Origin of the sequence: Microlunatus kandeliicorticis, from assembly GCF_014137855.1 — a bacterium.
Classification (GTDB): Bacteria; Actinomycetota; Actinomycetes; order Propionibacteriales; family Propionibacteriaceae; genus Microlunatus; species Microlunatus kandeliicorticis.
On record NZ_JACGWT010000004.1, the window covers coordinates 13,972 to 40,695 of the forward strand.

Annotated in this window: 23 protein-coding genes and 1 pseudogene; 11 read left to right on the forward strand and 13 right to left on the reverse strand. The window is 74.3% G+C overall.

Annotation, left to right across the window (positions count from 1 at the left end; genetic code table 11):
• Positions 1 to 106 precede the first annotated feature (106 nt).
• The gene (locus tag FHX74_RS12365; RefSeq protein WP_182560513.1) at positions 107 to 877 is read left to right on the forward strand and encodes a class I SAM-dependent methyltransferase; all 771 of its coding nucleotides are present in this window, start codon (positions 107 to 109) and stop codon (positions 875 to 877) included.
• A complete protein-coding gene (locus FHX74_RS12370) occupies positions 874 to 2,532 on the forward strand; it encodes an FAD-dependent oxidoreductase (protein ID WP_182560514.1) in 1,659 nt (552 codons plus the stop codon). The genes FHX74_RS12365 and FHX74_RS12370 overlap by 4 nt, the downstream gene beginning before the upstream one ends.
• A gap of 4 nt (positions 2,533 to 2,536) precedes the next feature.
• Here FHX74_RS12370 and FHX74_RS12375 read toward each other — a convergent pair whose 3' ends face one another.
• The 5 genes and pseudogenes from FHX74_RS12375 to idi all read right to left on the reverse strand — a co-directional run.
• A complete protein-coding gene (locus FHX74_RS12375) occupies positions 2,537 to 3,586 on the reverse strand; it encodes a DUF5914 domain-containing protein (RefSeq protein WP_328823798.1) in 1,050 nt (349 codons plus the stop codon).
• Positions 3,583 to 4,584: a phytoene/squalene synthase family protein gene (locus FHX74_RS12380; RefSeq protein ID WP_328823799.1), complete on the reverse strand. Its 1,002-nt coding sequence runs from the start codon at positions 4,582 to 4,584 to the stop codon at positions 3,583 to 3,585. The genes FHX74_RS12375 and FHX74_RS12380 overlap by 4 nt, the downstream gene beginning before the upstream one ends.
• Positions 4,581 to 6,059 carry a phytoene desaturase family protein gene (locus FHX74_RS12385; protein WP_182560515.1) on the reverse strand — a complete coding sequence of 493 codons (1,479 nt, stop codon included), beginning with the start codon at positions 6,057 to 6,059 and terminating at the stop codon, positions 4,581 to 4,583. The genes FHX74_RS12380 and FHX74_RS12385 overlap by 4 nt, the downstream gene beginning before the upstream one ends.
• Positions 6,060 to 6,234: 175 nt before the next feature.
• The gene (locus FHX74_RS12390) at positions 6,235 to 7,452 is read right to left on the reverse strand and encodes a polyprenyl synthetase family protein (RefSeq protein WP_182560516.1); all 1,218 of its coding nucleotides are present in this window, start codon (positions 7,450 to 7,452) and stop codon (positions 6,235 to 6,237) included.
• 63 nt (positions 7,453 to 7,515) lie between these two features.
• Positions 7,516 to 8,125: pseudogene (gene idi / locus FHX74_RS12395) on the reverse strand (isopentenyl-diphosphate Delta-isomerase); the annotation flags it as partial.
• Positions 8,126 to 8,299: 174 nt separating this feature from the next.
• Here idi and FHX74_RS12400 point away from each other — a divergent pair.
• The 3 genes from FHX74_RS12400 to FHX74_RS12410 are packed head-to-tail and all read left to right on the forward strand — an operon-like array spanning position 8,300 to position 11,085.
• Positions 8,300 to 8,686: a hypothetical protein gene (locus tag FHX74_RS12400; RefSeq protein ID WP_182560517.1), complete on the forward strand. Its 387-nt coding sequence runs from the start codon at positions 8,300 to 8,302 to the stop codon at positions 8,684 to 8,686.
• A gap of 25 nt (positions 8,687 to 8,711) precedes the next feature.
• Positions 8,712 to 10,655 carry a 1-deoxy-D-xylulose-5-phosphate synthase gene (gene dxs, locus FHX74_RS12405; protein ID WP_182560518.1) on the forward strand — a complete coding sequence of 648 codons (1,944 nt, stop codon included), beginning with the start codon at positions 8,712 to 8,714 and terminating at the stop codon, positions 10,653 to 10,655.
• Positions 10,656 to 10,668: 13 nt separating this feature from the next.
• Complete coding sequence (locus tag FHX74_RS12410) at positions 10,669 to 11,085, forward strand: GNAT family N-acetyltransferase (protein WP_328823800.1); 417 nt, start codon at positions 10,669 to 10,671, stop codon at positions 11,083 to 11,085.
• 254 nt (positions 11,086 to 11,339) lie between these two features.
• On the opposite strand, the gene FHX74_RS12415 is transcribed toward FHX74_RS12410, so the two are convergent.
• The 6 genes from FHX74_RS12415 to FHX74_RS12440 all read right to left on the reverse strand — a co-directional run bounded on the left by FHX74_RS12415 (position 11,340) and on the right by FHX74_RS12440 (position 18,555).
• On the reverse strand, positions 11,340 to 12,110 hold the full coding sequence (locus tag FHX74_RS12415; protein ID WP_182560519.1) for a RibD family protein: 771 nt from the start codon (positions 12,108 to 12,110) through the stop codon (positions 11,340 to 11,342).
• A gap of 71 nt (positions 12,111 to 12,181) precedes the next feature.
• Positions 12,182 to 13,054 (reverse strand): alpha/beta fold hydrolase, encoded by an 873-nt coding sequence (locus tag FHX74_RS12420; protein ID WP_328823801.1) that lies wholly within the window; start codon positions 13,052 to 13,054, stop codon positions 12,182 to 12,184.
• 118 nt (positions 13,055 to 13,172) lie between these two features.
• Positions 13,173 to 15,326 (reverse strand): 3-hydroxyacyl-CoA dehydrogenase NAD-binding domain-containing protein, encoded by a 2,154-nt coding sequence (locus FHX74_RS12425; RefSeq protein WP_182560520.1) that lies wholly within the window; start codon positions 15,324 to 15,326, stop codon positions 13,173 to 13,175.
• Positions 15,323 to 16,516 (reverse strand): thiolase family protein, encoded by a 1,194-nt coding sequence (locus FHX74_RS12430; RefSeq protein ID WP_182560521.1) that lies wholly within the window; start codon positions 16,514 to 16,516, stop codon positions 15,323 to 15,325. The genes FHX74_RS12425 and FHX74_RS12430 overlap by 4 nt, the downstream gene beginning before the upstream one ends.
• Positions 16,517 to 16,591: 75 nt before the next feature.
• Positions 16,592 to 17,950: an HRDC domain-containing protein gene (locus FHX74_RS12435; protein ID WP_235970687.1), complete on the reverse strand. Its 1,359-nt coding sequence runs from the start codon at positions 17,948 to 17,950 to the stop codon at positions 16,592 to 16,594.
• Positions 17,947 to 18,555 (reverse strand): DUF3000 domain-containing protein, encoded by a 609-nt coding sequence (locus FHX74_RS12440; protein WP_182560522.1) that lies wholly within the window; start codon positions 18,553 to 18,555, stop codon positions 17,947 to 17,949. Before FHX74_RS12440 ends, FHX74_RS12435 begins: the two co-directional genes overlap by 4 nt.
• Before the next feature lie 107 nt (positions 18,556 to 18,662).
• Here FHX74_RS12440 and hemE point away from each other — a divergent pair, with 107 nt between their 5' ends.
• Genes hemE through hemQ form a run of 3 tightly spaced genes read left to right on the forward strand, consistent with a single transcriptional unit; the run spans position 18,663 to position 22,012 of the window.
• Positions 18,663 to 19,787 (forward strand): uroporphyrinogen decarboxylase, encoded by a 1,125-nt coding sequence (gene hemE / locus FHX74_RS12445; protein WP_182560523.1) that lies wholly within the window; start codon positions 18,663 to 18,665, stop codon positions 19,785 to 19,787.
• A 19-nt stretch (positions 19,788 to 19,806) separates the two neighbouring features.
• A complete protein-coding gene (hemG, locus tag FHX74_RS12450) occupies positions 19,807 to 21,276 on the forward strand; it encodes a protoporphyrinogen oxidase (RefSeq protein WP_182560524.1) in 1,470 nt (489 codons plus the stop codon).
• A gap of 37 nt (positions 21,277 to 21,313) precedes the next feature.
• On the forward strand, positions 21,314 to 22,012 hold the full coding sequence (gene hemQ / locus FHX74_RS12455; RefSeq protein ID WP_328823802.1) for a hydrogen peroxide-dependent heme synthase: 699 nt from the start codon (positions 21,314 to 21,316) through the stop codon (positions 22,010 to 22,012).
• A gap of 120 nt (positions 22,013 to 22,132) precedes the next feature.
• Here the strand turns inward: hemQ and msrB are convergent, their stop codons facing one another.
• The gene (msrB, locus tag FHX74_RS12460; protein ID WP_182560525.1) at positions 22,133 to 22,570 is read right to left on the reverse strand and encodes a peptide-methionine (R)-S-oxide reductase MsrB; all 438 of its coding nucleotides are present in this window, start codon (positions 22,568 to 22,570) and stop codon (positions 22,133 to 22,135) included.
• A 113-nt stretch (positions 22,571 to 22,683) separates the two neighbouring features.
• Here msrB and FHX74_RS12465 point away from each other — a divergent pair, with 113 nt between their 5' ends.
• Positions 22,684 to 23,766, forward strand: a complete 1,083-nt coding sequence (locus FHX74_RS12465) for a DNA polymerase domain-containing protein (RefSeq protein ID WP_182560526.1) — start codon at positions 22,684 to 22,686, stop codon at positions 23,764 to 23,766.
• Positions 23,767 to 23,909: 143 nt separating this feature from the next.
• Here the strand turns inward: FHX74_RS12465 and FHX74_RS12470 are convergent, their stop codons facing one another.
• Positions 23,910 to 25,070, reverse strand: a complete 1,161-nt coding sequence (locus FHX74_RS12470; protein WP_220483902.1) for a serine/threonine-protein kinase — start codon at positions 25,068 to 25,070, stop codon at positions 23,910 to 23,912.
• Between the two features lie 222 nt (positions 25,071 to 25,292).
• On the opposite strand from FHX74_RS12470, the gene FHX74_RS12475 reads away from it, so the two are divergent.
• Together FHX74_RS12475 and FHX74_RS12480 are read left to right on the forward strand one after the other, a co-directional pair.
• The gene (locus FHX74_RS12475; protein WP_182560527.1) at positions 25,293 to 26,093 is read left to right on the forward strand and encodes a hypothetical protein; all 801 of its coding nucleotides are present in this window, start codon (positions 25,293 to 25,295) and stop codon (positions 26,091 to 26,093) included.
• A 16-nt stretch (positions 26,094 to 26,109) separates the two neighbouring features.
• Positions 26,110 to 26,664 (forward strand): RNA polymerase sigma factor, encoded by a 555-nt coding sequence (locus FHX74_RS12480; protein WP_182560528.1) that lies wholly within the window; start codon positions 26,110 to 26,112, stop codon positions 26,662 to 26,664.
• Positions 26,665 to 26,724 lie beyond the last annotated feature (60 nt).

Genomic DNA, 26,724 nt, shown 5'->3' on the forward strand with positions numbered 1-26,724 from the left:
GCCTGCCCACCGGCAGCCTGCCCACCTGCACCCTGCGTGCCCGGCCGGAGGCTGCCCCGTCGGGCACCGTGCGGCCGGGGAGCCCGCCGAAGGAAGGGGCCACCCGATGACCGCACCGACGCGGGCCGTGCCGACCACCGACCTCCGCCCCGGCCTCACCGGCCGGGTCCGGGAGAGCTTCGATAAGGCGGCCCGGCGCTACGACCTGATGGTCGCGCTCAACCCCGGCTACCACCGGCACCTGCGCCAGGCGGCCACCGCGCTGATCGAGAAGCTGCCGGCCGGACGCTCGCTCCGGCTGGCCGACCTGGGCTGCGGCTCGGGTGCCTCGACCCGCGCGCTGCTCGACAGCCACCCGGCCCCGGACCGGGTCGAGATCGTCGGGGTGGACGCCTCCTCGGGGATGCTCGCCGAGGCGGCGGCCAAGAGCTGGCCGGCGGGGGTGAGCTTCCACCACGGGCTGGCCGAGGACGTGGCCGTCCGCCGCGCCGAGTGGGGCCTGGGCCGGCTCCGTGACGGGGTGCTGGCCGCCTACCTGTTCCGCAACGTGGCCGACCGCGACGCGACGCTGGCCGCGGTGCACGCGGTGATCCGGCCCGGCGGCTACCTGGTCACCCAGGAGTACTCGGTGGCCGACCGACCGGCCGCCCGGCGGGTGTTCAGCCTGGTGTGCTGGCTGGTGGTGATCCCGCTCAGCCTGCTCACCTCGGGCCGCAGCTCGATCTACCGCTACCTGTGGCAGAGCGTGCTCGACTTCGACTCGGTCGAGCGGTTCTGCGAACGGCTGACCCGGGCCGGGTTCGTCGACGTCGAGGTCCGCACCGTCGGCGGCTGGCAACGCAACATCCTGCACACCTTCCGGGCGCGGCGACCGTGAGCGCCCGCACCCGCGCCGGGTGGCGTCCCGGCCGCGACCCGCGCGCGGTCCGGCACCCGGGTCCCTTCGCCGCCGGCGACGGACGTCGGTCTGCCGGCCGGTCGCGGCACGTCGTGGTGGTCGGCGGCGGGATCGCCGGTCTGGCCGCGGCCACCGCGCTCGCCGAGGCCGGCGTCGCCGTCACCGTGCTCGAGCGCGAGCACCAGCTCGGCGGCCGGGTCGGCGCCTGGTCGGTGGACACCGCGCCGGGCGAGCCGCCCCGGACCATGAGCCGCGGCTTCCACGCCTTCTTCCGGCAGTACTACAACCTGCGCGCGCTGCTGCGCCGGACCGATCCGGCGCTCGAGCGGCTGGTGCCGGTCGAGGACTACCCGCTCACGTCGTCCGCGGGTTACACCGACAGCTTCACCGGGATCCCGCGGACCCCGCCGCTCAACCTGATCAGCTTCGTCGCCCAGAGCCCGAGCTTCACCGCGCGCGACCTGGCCCGGGTCGACGTCGGCGCCGCGCTCGAGCTGCTCGACGTCGACTTCCCGGCCACCTTCGGTCGCTACGACGGCGAGAGCGCCGCCGCCTTCCTCGACCGGCTGCGGTTCCCGCCGGCCGCGCGGCACCTGGCGCTCGAGGTGTTCGCCCGCAGCTTCTTCGCCGACCCGCGCGAGTTCTCCGCCGGCGAGCTGGTGGCGATGTTCCACACCTACTTCCTCGGCTCGGCCGAGGGCCTGCTGTTCGACGTCCCCGACGACGACTACGACACCGCGCTGTGGGCGCCGCTCGGCCGTTACCTGGCCGGGCTCGGCGTCCGGGTGCGGACCGGGACCACCGCCACGTCGATCGCCTTCCGCGGTGATCCGGCCGGCGAGCCCGACGGGCCGGCGGGGGCCGTCGTCGAGCTGGACGGGGGCGAGCGGATCGAGGCCGACGCCGTCGTGCTCGCCGCCGACCCGGTGACCACCCAAACGCTGGCCGCCGGCGCCACCGGGGTCCGCGCCGGGGCGCGCCCGGATGCGGTCGACGACTGGCACGACCGGCTCGAGCGGCTCCGGCCGGCCCCACCGTTCGCTGTCTGGCGTCGCTGGCTGGACCGGCCCGTAGCCGCGTCGCGGCCGCCGTTCGTCGGGACCAGCGGGTTCGGCCCGCTCGACAACGTCACCGTGCTCCAGCGCTTCGAGGCCGGCGCCCGCCGTTGGGTGTCCGAGACCGGGGGAGCGGTGGTCGAGCTGCACGCCTACGCCGCGCCGGTCGGCGACGGGTCGGAGGCCGCGATCGCCGCGCTCCGCGACAGCATGTGGACCGAGGCGGCCCGGGTCTACCCCGAGCTGGCGGAGACCCGCGCGCTGGCCGAGGAGTGGCTGCTGCTGGGCGACTGCCCGATGATCGGCACCGAGCCGTGGGTGTCGCGTCCGGGCGTCAGCACCCCCGACCCGCGGCTGCTGCTGGCCGGTGACGGGATCCGCTGCGAGCTGCCGGTCGCGCTGATGGAGCGGGCCGCGACCACCGGGTTCCAGGCTGCCAACACCCTGCTCGCGGGGTGGGGACGTCCGGGCCAGGACCTGTGGAGCGTGCCCACCGGCGCACGGCACCGGGTCTCGGCCCCGCTCCGGCGCGCGATGGACCGCACCCGGCGGGTCCGGACCCGGAGCGTGACCGGCTAGCGGCTCAGCCCGGGAACTCGCCGCGGCGGCGCAGCTCGTAGCGCCGCTCGGCGTAGGCGAGGTCGTCGACCCACAGCTGGCCCTGGGTGCGCTGCACCGCCGGACGCAGCAGCGGGCTCAGCCACTTCGCCACCCGGAACCCGGGCCGGTCGGAGTAGGCGATCGTCGCCTCGGTCATCATCGTCCGGGCCCGGCCGCGCTCGTCCGTGCCGAGCGGGGTGGCGTGGGTCTCGACCACGCTGCCCGCGCCCTCGCCGTCGACGATGGTCATCACGATGGTGCGGGTGTCCGGGCAGGTGAACTCCGCCCGCACGGGGACGCCGTAGGTCCGGCTCAGCCGGAAGGTGACGTCGACGGTGAGGGTGTCGTCGTCGCTGGCCGCGTCGTCCACCTCGAGGTGGCTGAAGCTGTACGGGTGGAACCAGGCGCCGTGCCAGGGGTCCAGCCGGTTGGCGATGACGTCGTCGGGCTCGCAGATCCCCGGGCGACTGACCACCGCGGCCAGGGACCGGTCCAGCGGGGGCCGGGCCGGGAGCCTCGGGGCGTCGGTCTCGGTCTCACCCGCGGTCGGCAGCTGGACCCAGATCAGCACGCCGTCGTCGTAGGCCCGGTAGGGCGACCAGGTCGGGTCGCCGTCCCGGGTCAGTGCCAGCCCGTGCCAGCGGCAGTAGAGCGTTCCCTCGGCGACCACGCAGTCGGTCATCAGCGCGCCGAGGTGCGGGCAGGCGCCCGGACCGGCGACCAGACCGCCGCCGGGCCCGGTCGCCGCGTCGGCCGACGGGGGACGGGTGTCGCGGAAGAAGACGACCTCGCGACCGCCCACGGTGCGGGTGATCGAGCGCTCGGCGGGCACGTCGCCGCTCTTGCCGGCCACGTACCACCCGCCCGAGTTCTGCTGCAGGGCGGTCTCGAGCGCTCGGGCGATCCGGCCCGGTTTGGCCTGCCGCCAGCTCGGGGCCATCTGCGGTTCGGCCGGCTGCGGGATCCGCCGGATCGGGTTGCGGGCGGCGACCTCGCGACGGACCGTCTCGGCGACCCGCCGACCGGGGCTCACCGGGCGCTCCCCTCGGCGGCGGGCAGGGAGCGCCCGGCACCCGCGCCGTCGCCGGTCGGGCGGCGGACCCCGGTGACCATCACCCGGGCGGCCGTCAGCGCCTTGCGCCAGGTCGGCACCCGGACGCGGGCGGCGAACACGTCGTAGTCGGCGCGCTCGATCCGGTCGAGGATCCGGGCGTAGAGGATCCGGGCCGCGCCGACGCAGCGGTTCGACCGCGGCGGGAGCAGGGCGAGCCCCTGGTCGGCGTGGGCGTAGAGCTCGCGGTTGCGGGCGATCTCGAAGCTCATCAGCGCCCGCCACGCCGGGGTGACCCGACGGCCGCGGACCGACGGGTCGGCCAGCGCCTCGGGATCGACGCCGAACCGTTCGAGGTCGTCGGTCGGGACGTAGATCCGCCCGCGGTCGAGGTCCTCGCCGACGTCGCGGAGGAAGTTGGTCAGCTGGAAGGCCAGCCCGAGCGAGCGGGCCGGGGCGAACGCCGCCGAATCGAGCGGCTCGAGCACCGGCAGCATCATCTCGCCGATCACCGCCGCCGACCCCTCCATGTAGCCGCAGAGGTCGTCCCAGGTGCGGTAGCGGGTGGTGGTGAGGTCCATCGCCATGGCGCCGAAGAACCGGTCGAAGCACTCGGGCTCGATCCGGCGCTCGCGGACGGTGTGGGCCACCGCGGCGAGCACCGGGTCGGGGCTGGTGCCGGTGTCGACGGCGGTCCGGAAGTCGGCGGCGAAGCCCTCGAGCAGGGCGCGGGTCTCGTCGGTGGTCCGGGACCGGGCGGCCGCGTCGTCGACGATGTCGTCGGCCAGCCGGCACAGGGCGTAGACGGCGTGCACGTCGCGACGGCGTTCGGGCCGGAGCAGCAGCGCACCCCACCGGTAGGTGGTGCCGTAGCGGGTGGTCAGCTCGGCGCAGCGCCGGTAGCCCTCGACCAGGTGCGGGTCGCTCAGCGGCTCGGTGGACTTCCGGGACGGGTGCGACGAGGTGTTCAGGCCGGTCACCGGCCCACCGGCAGGTAGTCGCGGACCCGTTCGGCCGCGAGCTTGCCCGAGATCAGGACCATCGGCACGCCCACGCCGGGCACCGTACCCGAACCGGCGAACACCAGGCCCGGCAACCGCTTCTCGACGTTCGGCGGCCGGAACGGGCCGGTCTGGGCGAAGGTGTGGGCCAGCGCGAACGGCGTCCCGGCGGCCATCCCCTGGGCCTGCCAGTCGAGCGGGGTCACCAGCTCCTCGGTGACCACCTCGGCCGGGTAGCCGGAGGTCTCCAGGAAGCGGTGCAGCCGGTCGCGCATCGGGGCGGCCTCGGTCGTCCAGTCGACGACACCGTCGAGGTTCGGCACCGGTTCGAGGACGAAGTAGGTCGAGCACCCCTCCGGGGCCTGGGCCGGGTCGTCGAGGGTCGGGATGGTGACCAGCCGCGACGGGTCGGGCATCAGGCGGCCCTGGTCGATCAGCGCGGTGAACGCGTCGTTCCAGTCCTCGCCGAAGTGGATGTTGTGGTGGGCGGTCGGCGGCTGCGGGACGCCGCGGACGCCGACGTGCCAGACCACCGCAGAGGGGGAGTAGCGGGCCTTGCGGACCGCGCGCGGCGGGGTCAGGTCGGCCAGCAGGGCGCGGTAGGCGGTGGGCAGGTCCAGGGTGCAGACCACGGCGTCGGCGGCGAGCCGCTCGCCGTCGGCCAGCCGCACTCCGGCGGCCCGACCGGTCGGGCTGCGCAGGATCTCGCTGACCTCGGACTCGTAGCGGAACTCGGTGCCCGCCTTCTCGGCCGCGGTCGCGAGCGCCTCGGGGATGGCGTGCATGCCGCCCTCGGGGTACCAGACGCCCTCGATGCTGTCCATGTAGGTGATCACCGCGTAGAGGCTGAGCGCGGTCTCGGGCGGCAGCCCGGCGTAGAGCGCCTGGAAGCTGAACAGCCGCTGCAGCCGCGGGTCGCGGAACCGGCGTCGCACCTCGGGCCCCAGCCGCCCGAACGCGCGCAGCCGGAGCAGCGCGGCCGCCGCCGACGGGCGCGAGGCCAGGCCGAGGGGGGAGTCGAAGTTGCGGTCGATGAAGTTCGGCATCTCGATCGCATAGAGCCGGCGCAGCCAGCCGACGAAGTCGACGAACGCGTCCGCGTCGTCGGTCCCGCAGGTCTCGGCGATCTCGGCCCGCATCGCCTCGACGCCGTGCCGGACGAAGATCGTGCTGCCGTCGGCGAAGCACCCGCGGTAGGCGGTCTCCAGCCGGCGCATCGGGAGCAGGTCGTCGATCGACTGGCCGGCGCTGCCGATCGCGTCGGCGACGAGGTCGCGCATGGTCAGTACCGAGGGACCGGTGTCGAAGGAGAACCCGTCGCGCTGGAGCAGCCCGTTCCGGCCGCCGGGGCGGTCGTCGCGCTCGACCACGGTCACCCGGTAGCCCTGGCCGCTCAGCCGGCAGGCGGCGGAGAGCCCGGCCAGCCCGGCTCCGATGACGACGACGTGGTTCATGCCCGGACCGTCCGGCCGGTGGTGGGACGCGCGTTCACTGGATCCTCGTGTTCTCTCGTGTCTCTGCTCGGGACGGGCCGCGGCGGGCCTCCCGTGCCGATGCGCTCGGACCGGGCGGTTCGGATGCGGCGTCGTCGCCGCTGACCGCGCCCGGTGGCCGGCCGCCCGCGGGCGGTTACTTGTCGCGCCAGGCGATCTGGTGGGCCATCCGGGTCAGCTGTTCGACCCCGACCGGGTCGAGCGTGCGGCCCTGGATGGCGGTGGTGGCCCGCTCGACGTGCCGGGTGATCCGCTGCTCGACGGCCCGGATCACCCCGAAGTCGGCGAACGCCTGCTGGAGCAGTGCGACGTCGTCGGCGGTGAGCTCGGGGCTGCCGGCCCGGGCCAGCACGTCCCGGGCGCCGCCGCGGAGCCGCTTCTCGGCCAGCGCGAGCACCACCGTCGGCTTGCCCGACAGCAGGTCGTCACCGGCCGGCTTCCCGGTCATCGTCGGGTCGCCGCAGACGCCGAGCAGGTCGTCGCGGAGCGCGAACGCCTCGCCGACCTCGCGGCCGTACTGGCGCAGGCTGGCCACCACGACGTCGGCGGCCTGGGCGGCGGCTGCGCCGAGCTCGAGCGGCCGCTCGACGGTGTAGGCGCCGGACTTCATCCGGGCCACCTGCCGGGCGTGCCACAGGTCGCGTCGACCGGCGGCGCCGCCGGTGAGGTCGCGGCGCTGTCCGCAGACCAGCTCGACCACCAGCACCCGCCACAGCTTGCGCATCTCCGGCGGCAGCTCGGCGGCCAGGTGGTCGGCCTCGGCGTGCGCCAGGTCGCCGAGCAGGATCGCCACGCTCTCGCCGAAGCGGTCGGCGTCGCCGTGCCCGTCGGCCGAGCGGTGCCGGCCGGCGGCGAGCACGTGCGCGGTGGGCCGGCCGCGGCGCGAGTCGGACTCGTCCATCACGTCGTCGTGGATCAGCGCGAAGACGTGCAGCAGCTCGAGCGCGGCCGAGACCCGGACGACGTCGACGTGGCCGACCTCGCGGGCGCGGCCGTTGGCCGCCAGCCAGCCGAGGAAGGTCAGCACCGGGCGGAACCGCTTCCCGCCCTGGGTGATCAGCGAGGACAGCAGGGTGGGCAGGTCGTCGGTCTCGAGGATGTCGACCGGGGCGCGTTCGGCGAGCTGCGAGGTCCACAGGTGGTCGAGGTCGGCGCAGGTCTCGGCCAGCAGCTGGTCGACCAGGCCGAGGTGCTCGGCGACGCCCTCGAGCTCGGCGGCGGCCACGGCCACCGCCGGCGCGACCACCGAGAGCTCGGCGCCCCGGCTCCCGGCCGGGGCGGCGTCGCTCCGCGGGTGCGGCGCGACCGATCGGGTCGGCGGACTGGTGCGCTCGCGGTCGACGGTGTCGGTCACCCGGTTACCCCCTCTGGCCACGCAGCGGGCTGCGCGGTGTTGCTGTCGACCCGGAGCCGCCCGTCGGAGCAGTGGACGGTCCGGACCCCGCGATCAGATCCTCGACCTGCCCCACGGCCCACGGGCTGAACGCGAACGGCGTGTTGACGATCGACGCGGTCGCGGCCGACCACTCGACCCAGGCCCACTCGGCGACCTCGGCGGGATTAGCCGCCACCACCTGATCCGGATGCACGCCGGGGGCGAGCTCGGCCACGTAGACCGGGCAGACCTCGTTCTCGACGATGCCCGAGGCGTCGGTGGCCCGGTAGGCGAAGTCGGGCAGCACGCACCGCAGACCGGTCCAGGCGTCCGGTGCCACGCCGAGCTCGTCCTGCACCCGGCGGCGGACCGCGGACTCGGCGCTCTCGCCGGGGCCGGGGTGACCGCAGCAGCTGTTGGTCCAGACCCCCGGCCAGGTCTTCTTGTCCAGCGCCCGGCGGGTCAGCAGCACCGAGGAGCCCGGAGCCAGCGGCTCGCCGACGAACAGGTGCAGCGAGAAGGCCAGGTGCCGTGCGGTGGTCGCCGTGTGCACCACCGACTTCAGCTCGCGGCCCGACGGGCGGCCGTCGGCGTCGACCAGGACGACGTACTCGGCAGACTCCTCCGTGGGGTCCCCGGGCGCGTCAGGGATCGATGTGGTCCCGTCGCCGGCCTCCAGGCCGCGGGTGAGCGTCACCGGTTCGCACCGGGGCGCGTGTCGACTGCCATGCGCCGCACACTATCGAGCCGGGACAACTCGGGATATATTCGACTTTGTGTTCGATTCGATGGGACGGCGGTCGTCGACGGCGCTCGCGAGGCCGTGGTGAGCGGCGCCTACCTGCCGCCCGGGTGGCCCGACGGCGTGCGTCCACCGGGCAGCGAGGGGTGGCTGCCGACGGCCGTCGCCTTCCTGCTCGACTGCTGCCCACCGGACTTCCGCGGCTATCCGGAGCTGCGCCGGCACCCGGCGGTGCTCGCCCGGTTCGCCGACCGGTTCGTCGCCGCGCAGGCCGAGGCGGCGACCACCGGACTGGCCGAGATCCGCACCGCGCTGCGCGACCTGGTCCGGAGCGGCGAGATCACCGAACCCGTGGTCGACCGGGCCGCCGACGCCTGGCAGGAGCAGCAGGCGCAGCTCGTCCGCACGCGTCGCGCCGTCGGTCTGGTCGAGCAGGCGATCCGCGGTGAGGTGTTCGTGCGCCGGTTGTGACGGAGCGCTGAATACACTGGCCGGCATGTCCCTGCTCGACACGGTGAACGGTCCGCGCGACCTGCGCGGTCTCTCGGCCGAGCAGCTGACCCAGCTGAGCGAGGAGATCCGGGCCTTCCTGATCCACCAGGTGAGCCGCACCGGCGGTCACCTGGGCCCGAATCTGGGCGTGGTCGAGCTGACCCTGGCGCTGCACCGGACGTTCGACTCGCCGGCCGACCCGATCATCTTCGACACCGGCCACCAGAGCTACGTGCACAAGATCGTCACCGGGCGCCGCGACGGTTTTCCCACCCTCAAGCAGAAGAACGGTCTGTCGGGCTACCCGAGTCGGGCCGAGTCCGAGCACGACTGGGTGGAGAACCAGCACGCGTCCGCGTCGCTCGCCTACGCCGAGGGCCTGGCCAAGGCCTTCCGGCTGCGCGGCAACCGGCACCACGTGGTCGCGGTGATCGGCGACGGGGCGCTGACCGGCGGGATGGCCTGGGAGGCGCTCAACAACATCGCCGCCGACGACGACCTGCCGCTGGTCGTGGTGGTCAACGACAACGGCCGGTCCTACACCCCGACCGTCGGTGGGCTGGCCCGGCACCTCACCGGCCTGCGGACCAGCCCGCGCTACGAGCAGGTCCTCGACGTGGTCAAGCGGCAGGTCAACCGCGCGCCGCTGGTCGGCAGCGCGGCCTACGACGTGCTGCACGGGATCAAGGCCGGGCTCAAGGACGTCCTCGCACCGCAGGGCATGTACTCCGACCTCGGGATCAAGTACGTCGGGCCGATCGACGGTCACGACGTGCTCGCCGTCGAGCGCGCGCTCCAGCAGGCGAAGCAGTTCGGCGGGCCGGTGCTGGTGCACGTGCTCACGCACAAGGGGCGTGGTTTCCCGGCGGCCGAGAACAACGAGGAGGACCAGTTCCACACCGTCGGCCAGATCGACGAGGTGACCGGTCTGCCCTTGTCGGTGAGCGAGCGGACCACCTGGACCGACGTGTTCGCCGAGGAGCTCGAACGGCTGGGGCGGGCCGACGATCGGGTCGTCGCGATCACCGCCGCGATGCTCTATCCGACCGGCCTGCACCGGTTCGCCGCCAGCTTCCCCGAGCGGACCTACGACGTGGGCATCGCCGAGCAGCACGCGGTGACCTCGGCCGCCGGTCTGGCCCTCGGCGGGATGCACCCGGTGGTGGCGCTCTACGCGACCTTCCTCAACCGGGCCTTCGACCAGGTGCTGATGGATGTCGGTCTGCACCGGCTCGGGGTGACCTTCGTGCTCGACCGGGCCGGGATCACCGGGAACGACGGGGCCAGCCACAACGGCATGTGGGACATGTCGATGCTGCAGCTGGTGCCCGGGCTGCACCTGACCGCGCCGCGGGACGCCACCCGGCTGCGCGAGGCGCTGCACCGGGCGGTGACGATCGCGGACGCGCCGAGCGTGATCCGCTACAGCAAGGAGAAGGTGCCCGAGGACGTCCCGGCAGTCGACCGGGTCGGCGGCGTCGACGTGCTGCGGCGCTCGCCCGCCGGCGACGGGGCCGGGTCCGGCGTGCTGGTGGTCGGCTACGGCCAGCTGGTTGGCACCGCGCTCGGGGTGGCCGACCGGCTGGTCGACCAAGGCATCGGGGTCACCGTGGTCGACCCGGTGTGGGCGCTCCCGGTCGACCCGGCGCTGGTCGAGCTGGCCCGGTCGCACGAGCTGGTGGTCACCATCGAGGACAACCTGGTGGTCGGTGGCTGCGGTTCGCGGTTGCTGCTCGTGCTGAGCGAGGCCGGGGTGATGACGCCGGTGCGCTGCTTCGGCATCCCGCAGGAGTACCTGCCGCACGCCTCCCGCGGCGAGCTGTTGAGCGATCTCGGGCTGACCCCGCAGGACATCGCCCGTTCGGTGATCGAGCTGGTGGCCGGGTCGACCGGCGAGCCGGCGCACCCGCCGCTGGTCGAGGCCGACCGGCCTCCGGCCGAGGGCTGACGCGGGACCGGTCGTGCTCGACTGGGTCGTCCGGACCGCGACGCGGGCCGAGGAGCTCGTCGCCGCGGCCCACCTGTTCGACGAGCCGGTGACGCCGGACTCGGCCGCGGACTACCTCGCCAGGCCCGGGCAGGCCGTGCTGCTCGTCCACGCCGACGACGGTCGTCCGGTCGGGTTCTGCTCGACCGTTCTGGTCGCCCACCCGGACAAGCGTCCCGAGGTGCTGGTCTACGAGCTCGCGGTCGACGAGGACTGGCGGCGTCGTGGCGTGGCCACTGCGCTGCTCGCCGCCGTCCGCGAGCAGGCCGAGCGCGACGGCCACCGCGGCGTCTGGGTGCTGACCGAACCCGACAACGCTCCGGCCCTGGCCACCTACACCGCCGCCGGCGCCGCCCGCGAGGACGCCGTCGTGCTCACCTGGGACCTCTGACCGGCTCCGTGCGCTGATCCTGTCGGAGCGCTCGCGGACGGTACGTGTGCGCTGAGCCTGTCGAAGCGCTCGCGGACAGAACGTGCGCTGAGCCTGTCGAAGCGCATAAGGGCGGCGGCGAAAGCCCTTCGACAGGCTCAGGGCACGGTGGTGACGTCACGCGCCAACCGCGCGCTGACCTTGTCGAAGCGCTCGCGGACAGAACGCGCGCTGAGCCTGTCGGAGCGCGAGCCCGGACAGCCTCTCGGACCGGCTCAGGGGGCGCCGACGGCATAGTGGAGGCGGACCAGGCCGGCGGTGTCGGTGTGGACTGAGAGCAGCCGGAGCGGAACGGGGTGCTCGCCGGTAGCGAGCGCAGGGCCGCCGAGCACACCAGGGGTGGCGGCTCCACCGATCGCGGCGGGGGCGACGGTCAGCACCAGCTCGTCGACCAGACCGGCGCGCAGCAGCGCGGCGTTGAGCTCGCCGCCGGCGCTGGAGACCAGGCAACGGACGCCCAGCAGCGAGCGGAGCGCCCGGAGCGCCTCCGGCAGGTCGACCCGGTGCTCGCCGGTGACCAGATAGTCGATCGCGTTCTCGCGCAGCGAGGCCAGATAGTCCGCCGGGGTGGACCGGCAGACCAGCGCGAGCACGTCCCAGCCGGGATGACGTTCGGACCAGCGCACCCGGCCGCGTCCGTCGACCACCACGAACCACAGGTGCGGCGGTGAGTCACCGGCCGTCTCGCGGTGCGGCAGGAAGTGCTCGTACAGCGGTTCCGGGTCGCCGGTGAAGTCCGGCAACGGTTCGGGGTCGACGCCGACCGGCACCAGGCTGTTGGCGCCCTCGAGGGTGGCGCCACACCGGTAGGCCTGCTGTGCCTGGACGAAGGGGTCCGCGGTCAACGGGTCGCCGGACGGGAACAGCGCGTTCCACAGCGCCGCGCTCGGGACCTGCATCAGCGTCTGCTCCGGGGTCAGCGCGATCTTGCCGTCGACGCTGGCTCGCACGTTCATCACCACGCGCGGTCGCTCGGTCTGCTCCACGGGCCCGTCTTACCGGGCGGCACCGACAGTGGATCTCGCCTCGTGTCGGGGATCCAACCGCGAGGACCCGGTCAGATCCCCGACGCGGGCCGGACCAGACGGGAGACGGCGGTCCGGAAGGCGCTCCGGAACGCGTCGGGGCGCTCGAGCCAGGGGTCGTGGCCGGCGCCGTCGATGATCACCACCTCGCAGCGGAGCGCGGCGCCGATCCGGCGCAGCGCCGAGGCCGGGCGCGGGTCGCCGGCGCCGCCGATGATCATCGATCCGGCCGGGAGCAGCCTCCGCAGGACCTCGATCCGGTCTTCGAGCGGCACGGTCTTCTTGTCGGCGTTGAGCTGGGCGTTCATCGCATAGTTGACCGGTCGCTGGATCCGCGCTGACTCGAGCGCCCACGTCCAGGCACGCTCGGGGTCGGCGTGGTCGGTGAACCAGCTCTGCGCGAGGAACTCGGTCTCCTCGTCCTCGGTCCGGTGGGGCAGCGCGTCGAGCTCCGCCAGCCGTCGCCGCTGGGCCGGGGAGCGGCGCGCGTGCTCGGTGGCCCGGGTCTCGGCCCGCCACGGTTCGGTGAACGGACCGGCCAGCAGCACCAGCCCCGCCACCCGCTCGGGACGGGCGATCAGCACCTGGCAGGCGAGGTCGGTGCCGTAGGAGTGCCCGACCAGCACCGCCCGCGGGTGTCCGAGGGCGTCGAGCAGGTCGAGGACGTCGGCGACCTGGCCGGCCACCGTGAAGGGGCCGTCCCCGGGCGAGCCGCCGGTGCCGCGCTGGTCGTACCGGGTCACCGCGGTCAGGTCGTCGACGAGCGCCGCCACGTCCTGCAGGTACGACGGCAGCCCGGGGCCGCCGTTGATCATCAGCACCGGCAGAGCGCCGTCGGTCGTCCCGGCGGTCCAGGTGCGGAGCCGTACGCCGTCCGGGAGCGTGATCATGGTCGGGTCCGTCACCCGGCCATGATCACACCCTCGTGCTCCGTTCCCGGGCCCTTCGACAAGCTCAGGGCACTTCGACAGGTTCGACAGGCTCAGGGCACCGTCGGCGGGCTCAGGCGCGCCGTCGAGGGGCTCAGGCGGCGACGCTGGCGGCGCCCGGCGGGAGCAGCCGACGGCCGAGCAGGCGCTCGGTCCAGCCCTCGCGGTCGAGCAGCGGGACGATGCCGCCGTTGTGGAACGGCCAGCCGGCGCCGAGGATCAGGCACAGGTCGATGTCCATCGGAGCGGCCACGACGCCCTCGGCGAGCATCAGCCCGACCTCCTCGGTCAGCGCGGCGAGCGCCCGGTCGCAGATCTGCTCCGGCGTGCTCGGCGACGTGCCGCCGGAGAACATCGCCCGGACCTCGTCGGGGATCACCGGCGTGCCGTCCGGCCCGACGTCGGCGATCGTCCTGCGGCCTGAGGCGACCAGCTTCTGCAGCCCGGCGGAGACGCCGAACCGGTCACCGAACGCGTCGTGCAGGGTCTCGGCGACGTGCAGCGCGACCGCCGGCCCGACCAGCTGGAGCAGCGTCAGCGTCGACATCGGCAGGCCGAGCGGACGCAGTGCGGTGTCGGCCACCTCGATCGGGGTGCCCTCCTCGATCGCGCCGAGCACCTCGCCCATCATCCGGGTCAGCAGCCGGTTGACCACGAACGCCGGCGCGTCCTTGACCAGCACCGCGTTCTTGCGCAGCCCCTTGGCCACGGCCAGCGCGGTCGCAGTGGTGGCGTCGTCGGTCGACGGCGTCCGCACCACCTCGAGCAGCGGCAGCACCGCCACCGGGTTGAAGAAGTGGAACCCGATCAGCCGCTCCGGGTGGGCCAGCCCCTCGGCCATCGCGGTCACCGACAGCGACGAGGTGTTGGTGGCCAGCACGCACTCCGCGCCGACGTGCTGCTCGAGCGCGGCGAACACCTGCTGCTTGGCGCCGAGCTCCTCGAACACCGCCTCGATCACGAAGTCGCAGTCGGCGAAGTCGGCGTAGTCGGTGGTTCCGCTGACCAGCGCGCCGAACCGGTTCCGCTGGTCGGTGCTGATCCGGCCCTTGTCGGCCAGCCCGTCCAGCTCACCGGCGATCCGGGCCAGCCCGGCGTCGACCCGACCCTGGTCGAGGTCGGTGATCACCACCGGGACGCCCAGCCGACGCGCGAAGAGCAACGCGAGCTGGGTGGCCATCAGCCCGGCGCCGACCACTCCGACCTTGCCGACGTCGCGGCTCAGCCACGACTCCGGCGCACCGGCGGGTTTGCGGGCGCGCTTCTGCACCAGCTCGAAGCTGTAGAGCCCGGCGCGCAGCTGATCGCTCATCAGCAGGTCGGCCAGGGCCTCGTTCTCGGCCGCGAACCCTTCGTCGCGGGTGGAGGTCTTCGCCGCGGCGATCAGGTCGAGGGCGCGGTGCGGTCCGGGGGCTGCCTTGCCGATCTTGGAGACCGCGAACCGGCGGCCGGCGGCCACCGCCGCGTCCCAGGCCTCGCCGCGGTCCACCGCGGGCCGCTCGACGGTGATCTCGCCGCGGACCACGCCCGCCGCCCAGGTGATCGAGGCGGCCAGGAAGTCGGCGCCGTCGAAGATCGCGTCGGCGATGCCGAGCTCGGCGACCTGCGGACCCGACAGCATCCGGTTCTGGCTGAGCGCGTTCTCGATGATCACGCCGATCGCGCGCTCGGCGCCGATCAGGTTGGGCAACAGCCAGGCGCCGCCCCACCCGGGCAGCATGCCCAGGAAGCACTCGGGCAGCCCGATGCCGCGGGCGGCCGCGGAGACCGTCCGGTAGGTGGAGTTGAGCGCGATCTCCAGCCCGCCGCCGAGCGCGAGCCCGTTGACGAAGCAGAAGGTGGGCACGCCGTGGTCGGCCGGTGTGTCCCCGAGCTTGGCGAACACCGCGTGACCGAGCTCGGCGATCATGCCGGCCTGGGTGCGGTCGGTGATCTTGGGGACGCCGGTCAGGTCGGCCCCCGCGGCCAGGATGAACGGCTTGCCGGTGATCATGATCGCGCTGATCTCGCCGGCGTCGGCCCGGGCCAGGGCGGTGTCGAGGGCGGTGTTCAGCTCGCCGAGGCTGCGCGGTCCGAGGGTGTTCGGCCTGGTGTGGTCCTGGCCGTTGTCCAGGGTGATCAGCACCGCGGTGCCGGGACGGTCACCGCCGCCGCCCGGCAGGGCGACGTCGCGGGCCAGCGCGCGGGTGACCAGTTCACCCTCGGTGAGCGCGGAGGCGCGCTCGATCAGCTGCTGCAGGTCGCTCATCGGTCGCTCCAGTTCGGGTTCTCCCAGATCACGCTGCCGCCCATGCCGAGCCCGACGCACATCGTGGTCAGGCCGTAGCGCACCTCGGGGTGCTCGCGGAAGGTCCGGGCCAGGTGGATCATCAGCCGCACGCCCGAGCTGGCCAGCGGGTGGCCCAGCGCGATGGCGCCGCCGTACGGGTTGATCTTGGTGTCGTCCTCGGCGAGCCCGAAGTGGTCGCAGAAGGCCAGCACCTGGACGGCGAACGCCTCGTTGATCTCGATCGCGCCGATGTCGTCGATGCCGAGGCCGGCGGCCCGGAGCGCCTTCTCGGTGGACGGCACCGGGCCGACCCCCATCACCTCGGGCTCGACCCCGGCGAAGCCGAAGGCGACCAGCCGCATGGCGGCCGGCAGCCCGAGCTCGGCGGCGACGTCCTCGGCGGCCAGCAGGCAGGCGGTCGCGCCGTCATTGAGCCCGGCGGCGTTGCCCGCGGTCACCCGGCCGTGCGGGCGGAACGGCGTCCGCAACCCGGCCAGCGTCTCGACGGTGGTGCCCGGTCGCGGCGGCTCGTCGACGGTGGCCAGACCCCAGCCGAGCTCGCTGCTGCGGGTGGCCACGGGCACCAGCGCCTCCTGCAGCACGCCGTCGGCGTAGGCCTGGGCGACCCGCGCCTGGCTGGTCGCCGCGTAGGCGTCGGCGCGCTGTCGGGTGATCCCCGGGAACCGGTCGTGCAGGTTCTCCGCGGTCGAGCCCATCACCAGCGCGGAGGTGTCCACCAGCTTCTCGGCGACGATCCGCGGGTTCGGGTCGACCTGCTCGCCCATCGGGTGCCGGCCCATGTGCTCGACCCCGCCGGCGATGGCCACGTCGTAGCCGCCGAAGGAGATCCCGGAGGCGGTGGTGGTCACCGCGGTCATCGCGCCCGCGCACATCCGGTCGATGGCGAAGCCGGGCACCGACTTCGGCAGCCCCGAGAGCAGTGCGGCCGAACGGCCGATGGTCAGCCCCTGGTCGCCGATCTGGGTGGTGGCGGCGACGGCGACCTCGTCGACCCGCTCGGGCGGGAGCTCGGGGTGGCGGCGCAGCAGGTCGCGGATGCAGGCGATCACCAGGTCGTCGGCCCGGGTCTCGGCGTACAGCGAACCCGCTTTGCCGAACGGAGTGCGGACGCCGTCGACGAAGACGACCTCGCGTGCGGTGCGTGGCATGCGCCGTATATTACTCACGAGTAACAAAGGCTTGTCACCCCGAGAACGCCACCGGGGCGGTCGCGGAGCGGGCCGTCAGGGACGCGGGTCGGGGAGCCGCGGCGTGATCAGCGGGACGACGATCGCGCGCTGCCAGGGGCGCGCGCCCTGCTCGGCCAGGAAGGCGTCGACGGCGGCCTCGGTGGCCGGCTCCGGCGGGGTCCAGGCCAGCCGCCGGACGTACTCGGGGGTGACCAGGTTCTCGATCGGCAGCCCCAGCCGCTCGGCCTCGGTGATCAGCACGCTGCGGACCCGCTGCAGCCGGGCGGCGGCCACCGGGTCGCGGCTGGCCCAGATCCGGGCCTGCGGCGGGGCGTCGGTGTTGCGGTGCAGCGGCGGCAGCTGGTCCGGGGTCAGCGCCAGCGCGGTGTCGAGGGCGTGCAGCCAGTTGTTCTCCCAGCGCCGGACCGGCCGCTTGGTGAAGCCGGGCAGGCTCTGCAGCACCTTGCGGCTCGGGTGCCGGTGCAGCGCGAGCTCGACGATCGCCGAGTCCGGCAGGATCCGGGCCGGCGCCCGGTCGGTGCGCTGGGCGATCGCGTCGCGGGCCCGCCAGAGCTCGGCCACGATGGCCAGCCCGCGGGCCGTCCTGATCTTGTGGATGCCCGAGGTGCGCCGCCAAGGATCGGCCCGCGGCTCGCGCGGGGCGGTCGCCCCGGCGACCAGGTGGTCGAACTCCTGCCGGGCCCAGTCGTCCTTGCCGGCGGCCACGAGCTGGGCGGCCAGCGCGTCGCGGAGCTCGACCAGCAGCTCGACGTCGAGGGTGGCATAGACCAGCCAGGCGTCCGGCAGTGGCCGCACCGACCAGTCCGAGGCCGAGTGCTCCTTGAGCAGCCGGACGCCGAAGAGCTGCTCGACCAGGGTGCCGAGGTTGACCCGCGGATAGCCGAGCAGCCGGCCGGCCAGCTCGGTGTCGAACAACCGCGGCGGGACCAGCCCGACCTCGACCAGACAGGCGAGGTCCTGGGTGGCCGCGTGGATCACCCACTCGCTGTCAGCGAGCGCGGAGCCGAGCCCGGACAGGTCGGCCGGCGTCTCGGGCCCGGCCACGGTCGGCACGGCCGGCGACCCCGGCGCGCGGTGCTGGTCGGCGGCCAGCATCACCGGGTCGATCAGCACCGTCCCGGACCCGGCCCGGCGGAACTGGATCAGGTAGGCGCGCTGGCTGTAGCGGAAGCCGTGCGCACGCTCGGCGTCGACGGCCACCGGCCCGTGCCCGCCGGCCAGCCGGGCCGTCGCCTCGGCCAGCGCGTCGACGGTGCGGACGACCTCGGGCACGCCCTCGGCCGGCGCGGTCAGCAACGGCGGGTCGGGTGACGCGCCGGGGAGCTCTCCGGCGGACTCCTCGGGGGACCCGGGAGAGGAGGCGGCGGGGAAGGAGGCGGGGGGAACGGTCAACGGGGGCGACTTCGCGCGTGCGGACCGCGGCGCGACGGCATCGACACCACGCCCGGTGGCAGCGGCGGCAGTCCGGCGGTGGTGCAGAGCAGCTCACCCCAGGCCTCGAGGTGCGGCAGCAGCGAGCCGGTGGTGCCGAGCTCGGGAGTCCAGGAGGCGCGGACCTCGACCTCGGCGCGCGGCGGGTCGAACTCCATCCCGCCGAAGGACTCGCTGCTCACCGAGGTGACCGTCCCGCTGGGCGCGACGTAGTCGGCGCCGTGCGCCTCCAGCGCGTCGATCAGCCAGCTCCAGCCGACCTGGGCGAGCAGCGGGTCGGTGACCATCTCCGGGTCGACGTCGGCGCGGGCGAAGGTGACGCACCGGAAGGTGCCCTCCCAGGCCGCGTTCCCGGCCGGGTCGTGCAGCAGCACCAGCCGCCCGCTGCCGATCTCGCGGTCGGCGATGACGACGTCGGCGGTGATCGCGGCGGCGTGCGGCGCGATCCGTTGCGGAGCAGGGATCTCCTCGACCTGGAGCTCGGCGCGCCAGGGCGCAGCGGCCAGCTCGGCGGCGACCCGCCGGAAGAGGTCCGGAGCCGCCGCGGATCCGGTGTGAACGGCCACCCCCTGACAGTACGCACCGGGCGCCGGGCGCGCTGGCCCGACGCGCCGATCCGTCGGCCCGGCCGGGCCGGTGCGAGCCCCCGGACGCCCTTGGGTCGCGTGCGAAGATGACGCCCGTGCCCGTCCCGTCCACCACGCCTCAGCAGCAGGCCGAGAGCCCGCCGCCGACCGAGCCCGCGCTGCTGGCCGCGTGCCGGCACCGGCAGACCGAGGTCCCGGTCTGGTTCATGCGCCAGGCCGGCCGTTCGCTGCCCGAGTACCGCAAGGTCCGCGAGGGCATCCCGATGCTGGTCAGCTGCACCCGGCCCGAGCTGGTCGCCGAGATCACCCTGCAGCCGGTCCGCCGGTACGGCGTCGACGCGGCGATCTTCTACAGCGACATCATGGTGCCGCTCAAGGCGGTCGGGGTCGACCTCGACATCGTCAGCGGCACCGGGCCGGTGATCGCGGCGCCGATCCGCGACGCCGCCGGGCTCGACCAGCTTCGCGCGCTGGAGCCCGACGACGTCGACTTTGTCACCGAGGCGGTGCGGATCCTGGTCGGCGAGCTCGGCGACACCCCGCTGATCGGCTTCGCCGGCGCGCCGTTCACCCTGGCCAGCTATCTGGTCGAGGGCGGCCCGAGCAAGGACTACGCGCGCACCAAGGCGCTGATGCTCGGCGACGAGCGGCTGTGGGGCGAGCTGTGCAGCCGGCTGGCCGCGATCAGCGCCGAGTTCCTCGCCGTCCAGGTGCGCGCCGGGGCCTCGGCGGTCCAGCTGTTCGACAGCTGGGCCGGGGCGCTCAGCGCCGACGACTACCGCCGGTTCGTGCTGCCGTACTCGCGCCAGGTGCTCAGCCGGATCGCCGAGCTCGGCGTGCCGCGGATCCACTTCGGTGTCGGCACCTCCGAGCTGCTCGGGCTGATGGGGGCGGCCGGGGCCGACGTCGTCGGGGTCGACTGGCGGCTCCCGCTGGCCGAGGCGAGCCGGCGAATCGGCCGGGGGTACGCCGTCCAGGGCAACCTCGACCCGGCGGTGCTGGCCGCGCCGTGGCCGGTGGTCGCCGAGCGCACCCGGCAGGTGCTCCGGTCGGGCGCCGAGGCGCCCGGTCACATCTTCAACCTCGGCCACGGGGTCGGTCCGCAGAGCGACCCGGAGATGCTGGCCCGGGTGGTCGACCTGGTGCACGCCGAGGGTGCCGAGATCCGCGCCGAGGTCCGCGAGCAGCTCGGGCTGGGCGCCTCGTCGTGACCCGACCGGGGACCTGCCGGTGACCGGAACCGGCCCCGCGGGCCGCCACGTCCTCGTCGTCGGCGGGGGTCTCTCCGGGCTGGTCGCGGCCCGGCGGCTGTCCCGGGATCCCGGCGTCCGGGTCACCGTGCTCGAGGGGTCGTCCCGGCTCGGCGGCAAGCTGGCCCGGACCGTGTTCGACACCGGCGCACCCGACGGCCTGCGCGGCCCCGGCCTGGCCGACGATCTCGTGCTCGACAGCGGGGCGGAGTCGATGCTGGCCCGCCGGCCCGAGGGTCCGGCGCTGATCGCCGAGCTGGGGCTGGCCGAGCGCCAGGTCAGCCCGACCCCGGCCGCCCCCCAGGTGCTGATCGACGGCGAGATCCGCCGGCTGCCGCGGACCCTGCTCGGCGTCCCGGTCGACCTCGACGCCCTCGAGGGCTACCTGAGCCCGGCCGGGCTGGAGCGTGCCCGACAGGAGCCCGGGCTGCCGGCGCCGCCGCTGACCGCCGACGTCCCGATCGGGCGCTACGTCGACGAGCGGTTCGGCCCCGAGGTGACCGACCGGCTGGTCGAGCCGCTGCTCGGCGGGGTCTACGCCGGGCACGCGCGCGAGCTGTCGTTCGCGGCGGTCAACCCGACGCTGTGGGCCCGCGCCGCGGCCGGCGGGTCGCTGCTGGCCGCGGCCCGCGCGCTGGCCGGGCCGGTGCCGGTGCCGGGGAGCGCCGGGCCGGTCTTCACCGGACTGGCCGGCGGGGTGACCGGGCTGGTCGACGCGCTGGCCGACGCGCTGCGCGCCGACGGCGTCGCGCTGCGGACCGGCTGCCCGGTCCGGCTGATGTGGCCGCGCGGCTCCGGCGGTTTCGTCTGCGAGGTCGGCGCGAACACCGACCCCGAGCTGCTCGAGGCCGACGCCGTGGTGCTGGCCGTCCCCGCGGGCGCCGCGGCCCGGCTCACCTTCGAGGTCGCCCCGGAGGCGGCGGCCGAGCTGGCCGGCATCCCCTACGCCTCGGTGGCGGTGATCACGCTGGTGGTCCGCGGCGCCGAGCTGAGCGGGTCCGGCCTGCTGGTGCCGCCCGGGCAGCTGCCCAGCGTCAAGGCGCTGACCTACGCGTCCAACAAGTGGGGCTGGGTCGCCGAGGCCGCCGCCCGCGCCTACCCCGACCGACCCGAACCGCCGGCGGTGGTGCGGGCCAGCCTCGGCCGCTACGGCGAGGTCGGCGGGCTCCAGCACCCCGACGCCGAGCTGGTCGCCCAGACGCTGGCCGAGCTGGCCGCGGTGCCGGGCTGGTCCGGGGCCGAGCTGGTCGACTCCCGGGTGCAACGGTGGGGCGGGGGACTGCCGCAATACTTGGTGGGGCACCGCGAACGGGTGGCCCGGCTCCGCGCGGCGGTCGACCCGATCCCGGGTCTGGCGCTCTGCGGGGCCTATCTGGACGGGACGGGCCTGCCGGCCTGCATCGCCAGCGGCGACCGGGCCGCAGGCGAGCTGCTGGCCGGGTCGGCCTGACCAGGACGTGACCGGAACGAGACGAGGAGAGAACCCAGTGCGGGTCGAGGGTGCGGTCAAGGCACGGGAGATCAACGACACCATCCGCTACACGATGTGGTCGGTGTTCCGGCGCACCGGGCGTCCGGACGGCGACCCCAAGGAGGTCGCCGAGGCGGCGCTGGCCGAGATCGAGTCGGCCACCCCGGACGCCGACCTGGCCGTCCGCGGCTGGTACGACGTCGCCGGGCTGCGGGCCGACGCCGACCTGATGGTCTGGTGGCACGCGCCGACCTCGGAGACGCTGCAGGACGCCTACCACGCGCTCCGCCGCGGCACGCTGGGCAGCAGCCTGGAGCCGGTCTGGTCGCAGGTCGCGCTGCACCGCCCGGCCGAGTTCAACAAGGGCCACGTCCCGGCGTTCATGTCCGGCGAGGACCCCAAGGCGCACCTGTGCGTCTACCCGTTCGTCCGCAGCTACGAGTGGTACCTGCTGCCCGAGGAGGAGCGCCGGGCGATGCTCGTCGAGCACGGCAAGCTGGCCCGGCCCTACCCGGACGTCCGGGCCAACACGGTGGCCTCGTTCGCGCTCGGCGACTACGAGTGGATCCTCGCCTTCGAGGCGGACGAGCTGCACCGGATCGTCGACCTGATGCGCGACCTGCGCAAGGCGTCCGCCCGTCGGCACACCCGCGAGGAGATCCCGTTCTACACCGGACGCCGCCGGGAGCTGGCCGACCTGCTGGCCTCCTGGTGAGCCTCGGCGACCGCTGACGTCGAACGGCCCGCCCCCGGTCGGGGACGGGCCGTTCTGCGTGGTCGCTCGTCGGCTGTCGGCTGCCGGCCCGCACGGCCGCGGGCCGACCAGCCGCGACGTTCAGGCCCCGGCGGGCTCGAAGGTCATGCTGATCGAGTTGATGCAGTAGCGCTGGTCGGTCGGGGTGTCGTACCCCTCGCCCTCGAACACGTGCCCGAGGTGGCTGTCGCACCGCGCGCAGCGCACCTCCACTCGGCGCATGCCGAGCGAGCGGTCCTCGATGTAGCGCACCCGGTCCTCGGCCAGCGGCGCGAAGAAGCTCGGCCAGCCGCAGTGGCTCTCGAACTTCTCGTCGCTGCGGAACAGCTCGTACCCACAGGCCCGGCAGCGGTAGACGCCGGCCGCCTTGTTGTCGGTGTACTCGCCGGTGTACGGCCGCTCGGTGCCCGCCTCGCGGAGCACGTGGTACTCGGCGCGGCTCAGCTGGCGGCGCCACTCGTCCTCGGACTTGATCACCTTGCCGACGGTGGCGGCCGGGTTTTTCGTGGTGTCGGTCATCGGTCCTCCTCTGTCGCCGCGGTCACGGCTGTGACCGCGGTCGTCTGCACGGACGTCAACGCCCGCGACCTCGTCCGCTGTTCCCGCCCAGTCTGCCCGCTAGGGTGAAGCGCATGCCGACTACGGCGGTCGAGGTCGACGCGGGCGGGCGGGCGGTCCGGGTCAGCAGCCCGGACAAGGTCTACTTCCCCGACGTCGGGATCACCAAGCTGCAGATGATCGAGTACGTCCTCGCCGTCGGCGACGGGATCTTCGCCGCCCTGCAGGACCGGCCGGTGACCATGGAGCGCTGGCCCGGCGGCTGGTCCCCGGACGCGAAGCTCAGCACCCGGGCCGACGGCTTCGGCGACGCGTTCTACCAGAAGCGGGTGCCCACCAAGGGCGTCCCGCAGTGGGTGGAGAGCGTCGAGATCACCTTCCCCTCCGGCCGGACGGCGCGCGAGGTCTGCGCGACCGAGCTGGCCACGGTGGTCTGGATGGCCAATCTCGGCACCCTGCGCTACCACCCGTGGCCGGTCAAGCGGGCCGACCCGGACAAGGTCGACCAGCTGCGGATCGACCTCGACCCGCAGCCGGGGACCGACTTCGCCGACGCCGCCGCGGTCGCCCACGAGCTGCGTGGCGTGCTGGCCGACGCCGGGCTGACCGGCTTCCCCAAGACCAGCGGCGGGCGCGGAGTGCACGTCTTCGTCCCGGTGCAGCCGACCTACGGCTTCGTCGAGGCCCGGCACGCGGTGATCGCGCTCGGCCGCGAGCTCGGCCGGCGGATCCCGGACCGGGCCACCATCAACTGGTGGAAGGAAGAGCGGGGGACGAGGATCTTCGTCGACTTCAACCAGATGTGCCGGGACCGGACGATCGCCTCGGCCTACTCGATCCGGCCGACCCCTACCGCGGTGGTCTCGGCGCCGCTGACCTGGGACGAGCTCAGCGAGGTGCGCCCGGAGCAGTTCACCGTGCAGACGATGCCCGAGCGGTTCGCCGACCGCGGTGACGTCTGGGCGCCGTTCTACGCCGAGCCGCCGGGCACCCTGGACGCCGCCCTGGCCCTCTACGACCGCGACGTCGAGACGATGGGGACCGGCAAGTACGGCGGCGCCGAGATGCCCTATCCGCCCGACCACCCGAAGATGCCGGGCGAACCGTCCCGGGTGCAGCCCAGCCGGGCCCGCGCCGACAACCCCGACTTCGCCTGACCGTCCCCGGAGCCTGTCGAAGGGCGTGGTCACGGTGCCCTGAGCCCGTCGAAGGGTGTGATCACGGTGCCCTGAGCCCGTCGAAGGTCGTGGCTGGCGCTTCGACAGGCTCAGCGTGCGGGCTCAGCGTGCGCTCGGCAGGCTCAGAACACCGCGAGCAGCAGCCAGGTGGCCACCGCGACCACTACGAAGACCAGCAGCGCGATGGAGACCAGCCCGCCGGCGGACAACCTTGCCCGGGCCGGTTCCGGAGCCGACGGCCGGACCGGCTCGACCGGCGCCGCCTCCTCGCGCGCCTCCCACGGGGTCCGGGCCGAGACCGCGGACTCGTCGGTTCGTCGCGGCGGCGGCACCGGCGGTCGGGTGGTCCCGGACGTCGTGCCGGAGGCCGTGGTCCGCGGTGCCGGGTCGACGGCACGGGGGATCAGCTGGGTCGGCCGGTCGTCGATCCGGCCGGCCGCCTCGGCCACCGCGATCCGGACCAGCGCGTCGGCGTACTCCTGGGCGTCCTGCGGCCGGTCCGCCGGGTCGAAGGCGAGTGCGGAGGCGAGCAGCTCGTCGAGCGGTCCGCCACCGTCGACCGGCTCGGGCCGGGTCGCCGGGTCGCGGAAGGCCACCGCGGCGAGGTCGCGCTCGCCGGGGAACGGCGGGTGTCCGGTCAGCAGGGCGTGGGTGACCGCCCCGAGCCCGTAGACGTCGGCGCGCTGGTCGAGCCCCCAGCGTCCGTGCGCCTGCTCGGGGGCCATGTAGGCCGGGGTGCCGGCCGACAGCGTCAGACCCGAGGCCTCGGCCAGCGCCTTGGCCGTCCCGAGGTCGGCGACCATCAACCGGTCGGTCCGGCCCGCCCGCTTCGCCAGCAGCAGGTTGCTCGGCTTGAGGTCGCGGTGCAGGACGCCGTGGTCGTGCAGCACCTGGACGGCCTGGGCCACCTCCACCGCGTAGCCGAGCGCCTCGGCGCGGGTCAGCCGACCGAGCCGGTCGGCCAGCGTGCCGCCGTCGGCGTGATCCATCACGAAGTAGCTGCGTCCGTCGGGCAGCGTCCCGATGTCGTGGACGCCGATCACCCGGGCGTCGGAGATCCGCCGCAGCGTGCGTGCCTCCTCGACGAACCGGCCGCGGACCTCGGCGTTGTGGGCCCAGTTGTCGGCGAGGACCTTGATCGCGACCCAGGCGTCGAGCTCGTCGTCGCGGCCGAGCCAGACGGTCGCGAAGGCGCCCGTGCCGAGCACCCGGCGGGTCGCGTAGCGACCGATCCGCCCGGTGTCGGTCGCCCCGCCCTGCGCGTCCATCAGCTCCGTTCGCACCCGTGTCGTCCTGTCGTCCGGTCGGGGTCTCCGTGTGAGGTCCCGAGTGAATTGTTCCCCGGCCGACCGCTTCCTTTGTCATACTTTGACCTGACGGCGGAGGTGCGGGCGTCCACCTCCGGGAGGAAACGGTATCCGCTCCCGGGGCGAGGACGCGGGTGCCGCCCGCCGATAGCGTGGGCGCGCCGGACGGTCGTGCACGACGGGACGAGGAGGCAGCGGGTGGAACGCGGGGCAGTGGTCGCCGCCGTGCTCGCGGCCGTGCTGGCCGGTGGCGCGACCGGGATCGGCCTGCACGCCTGGCGTCCCGACCCGCTCGGTCTGGCCGGGACCGGCGCCGAGGCGGCGGACGCGAGCCCGGGCACGAGCGGAACGGCCCGCGCGAGCGCCTCCCCGAAGCCGCGACGATCCACCGGCCCCACGCCGACGGCGACGCCCACCGCGACGACCCCGAGCCCGAGCGCCTCGGCCGAGCCCTCGGACGACAGCACGCCGGCCTTCACCGAGCGGGCGCTGCTGCAGCCCGCCAACCTGACCGCGAACGGCTGGAAGTCCGCCGAGATGTACAAGCGGTACGCCGGCCTGCCGGGCGGGGCGATCACCCCGTGCGCCGAGATCACCACCGGCGACACCGGGGTGGTCGAGGGGTACGCGGCGCGGTACGCCAGCAGCCACACCGGCGCCATCGAGCTGGTCGCACGCTTCTCCAGCGAGTCGGCCGCGCAGCGCGAGTACAGCCAGCTGGTCAACCTGGTGGCCAACTGCGCCGACTCGGCCTACGAACCGAAGCTGGCGGTCAGCGAGTCCTCTCGCACGGTCGAGGCCGACGGCGTGGACAACGTCCAGTGGTGGAACACCACCTCCTCGGACGGCGGACGCGGGATCATCGGCATCGTCCGGGCCCAGGACCGGATCGCCTACCTGACCATGAGCTCGCCCGACAGCGACCCCGACAACACCCAGCCCGGCGGGACCACCGACATCGCCGCGGTGCTGACCGTGGCCGGTCAGCGGCTGGTCTGAGGAGAGGGAGACGACCGTGTCCGCCGAGCAGGAGTCCGAGCTGCTGGAGTGGCGCCGACGCGCCCTCGAGGGCGACGCCGACGCGATGGACCGGCTGCTGGCGGCCGTCACCCCGCTCGTCCAGCGCCGGTGCTCGGCGGTGCTGCCGCACCGCGCCGACGCCGAGGAGGCGGCGCAGGACGCGCTGCTGTCGCTGGCCCGCAACCTCGGCAGCTGGGCCGGCCGCGGCAGCTTCCTCGGCTGGGTCAGCGTGATCGCCTCCAACAGCGCCCGGGGGACCTACCGGTCGCTGCGCCGCCGCTTCAACGAGCGGTCCAGCGACGAACTGCCCGAGCCGGTCGACCCGCGGACGACCAGCGTGATCGCCGGTTCGAGGCTCGACCTGCTCGACGCGCTCGAGGAGCTCCAGCGCCAGCACCCCGAGCTGGTCGACCCGGTCGTGCTCCGCGATCTGAGCGGGCTGAGCTACGCCGAGATCGCCGAGCAGACCGCCGCGCCGCTCGGCACCGTCAAGGCGCGGATCCACGACGGCCGCCGGTTCGTCCGGGAGCGGCTGATCGCCCGGCTCTGAGCCACGGCCGACCCACCCAGGGACGACAACGGGGGTGATCCGCACCGACATCGGTGCGGA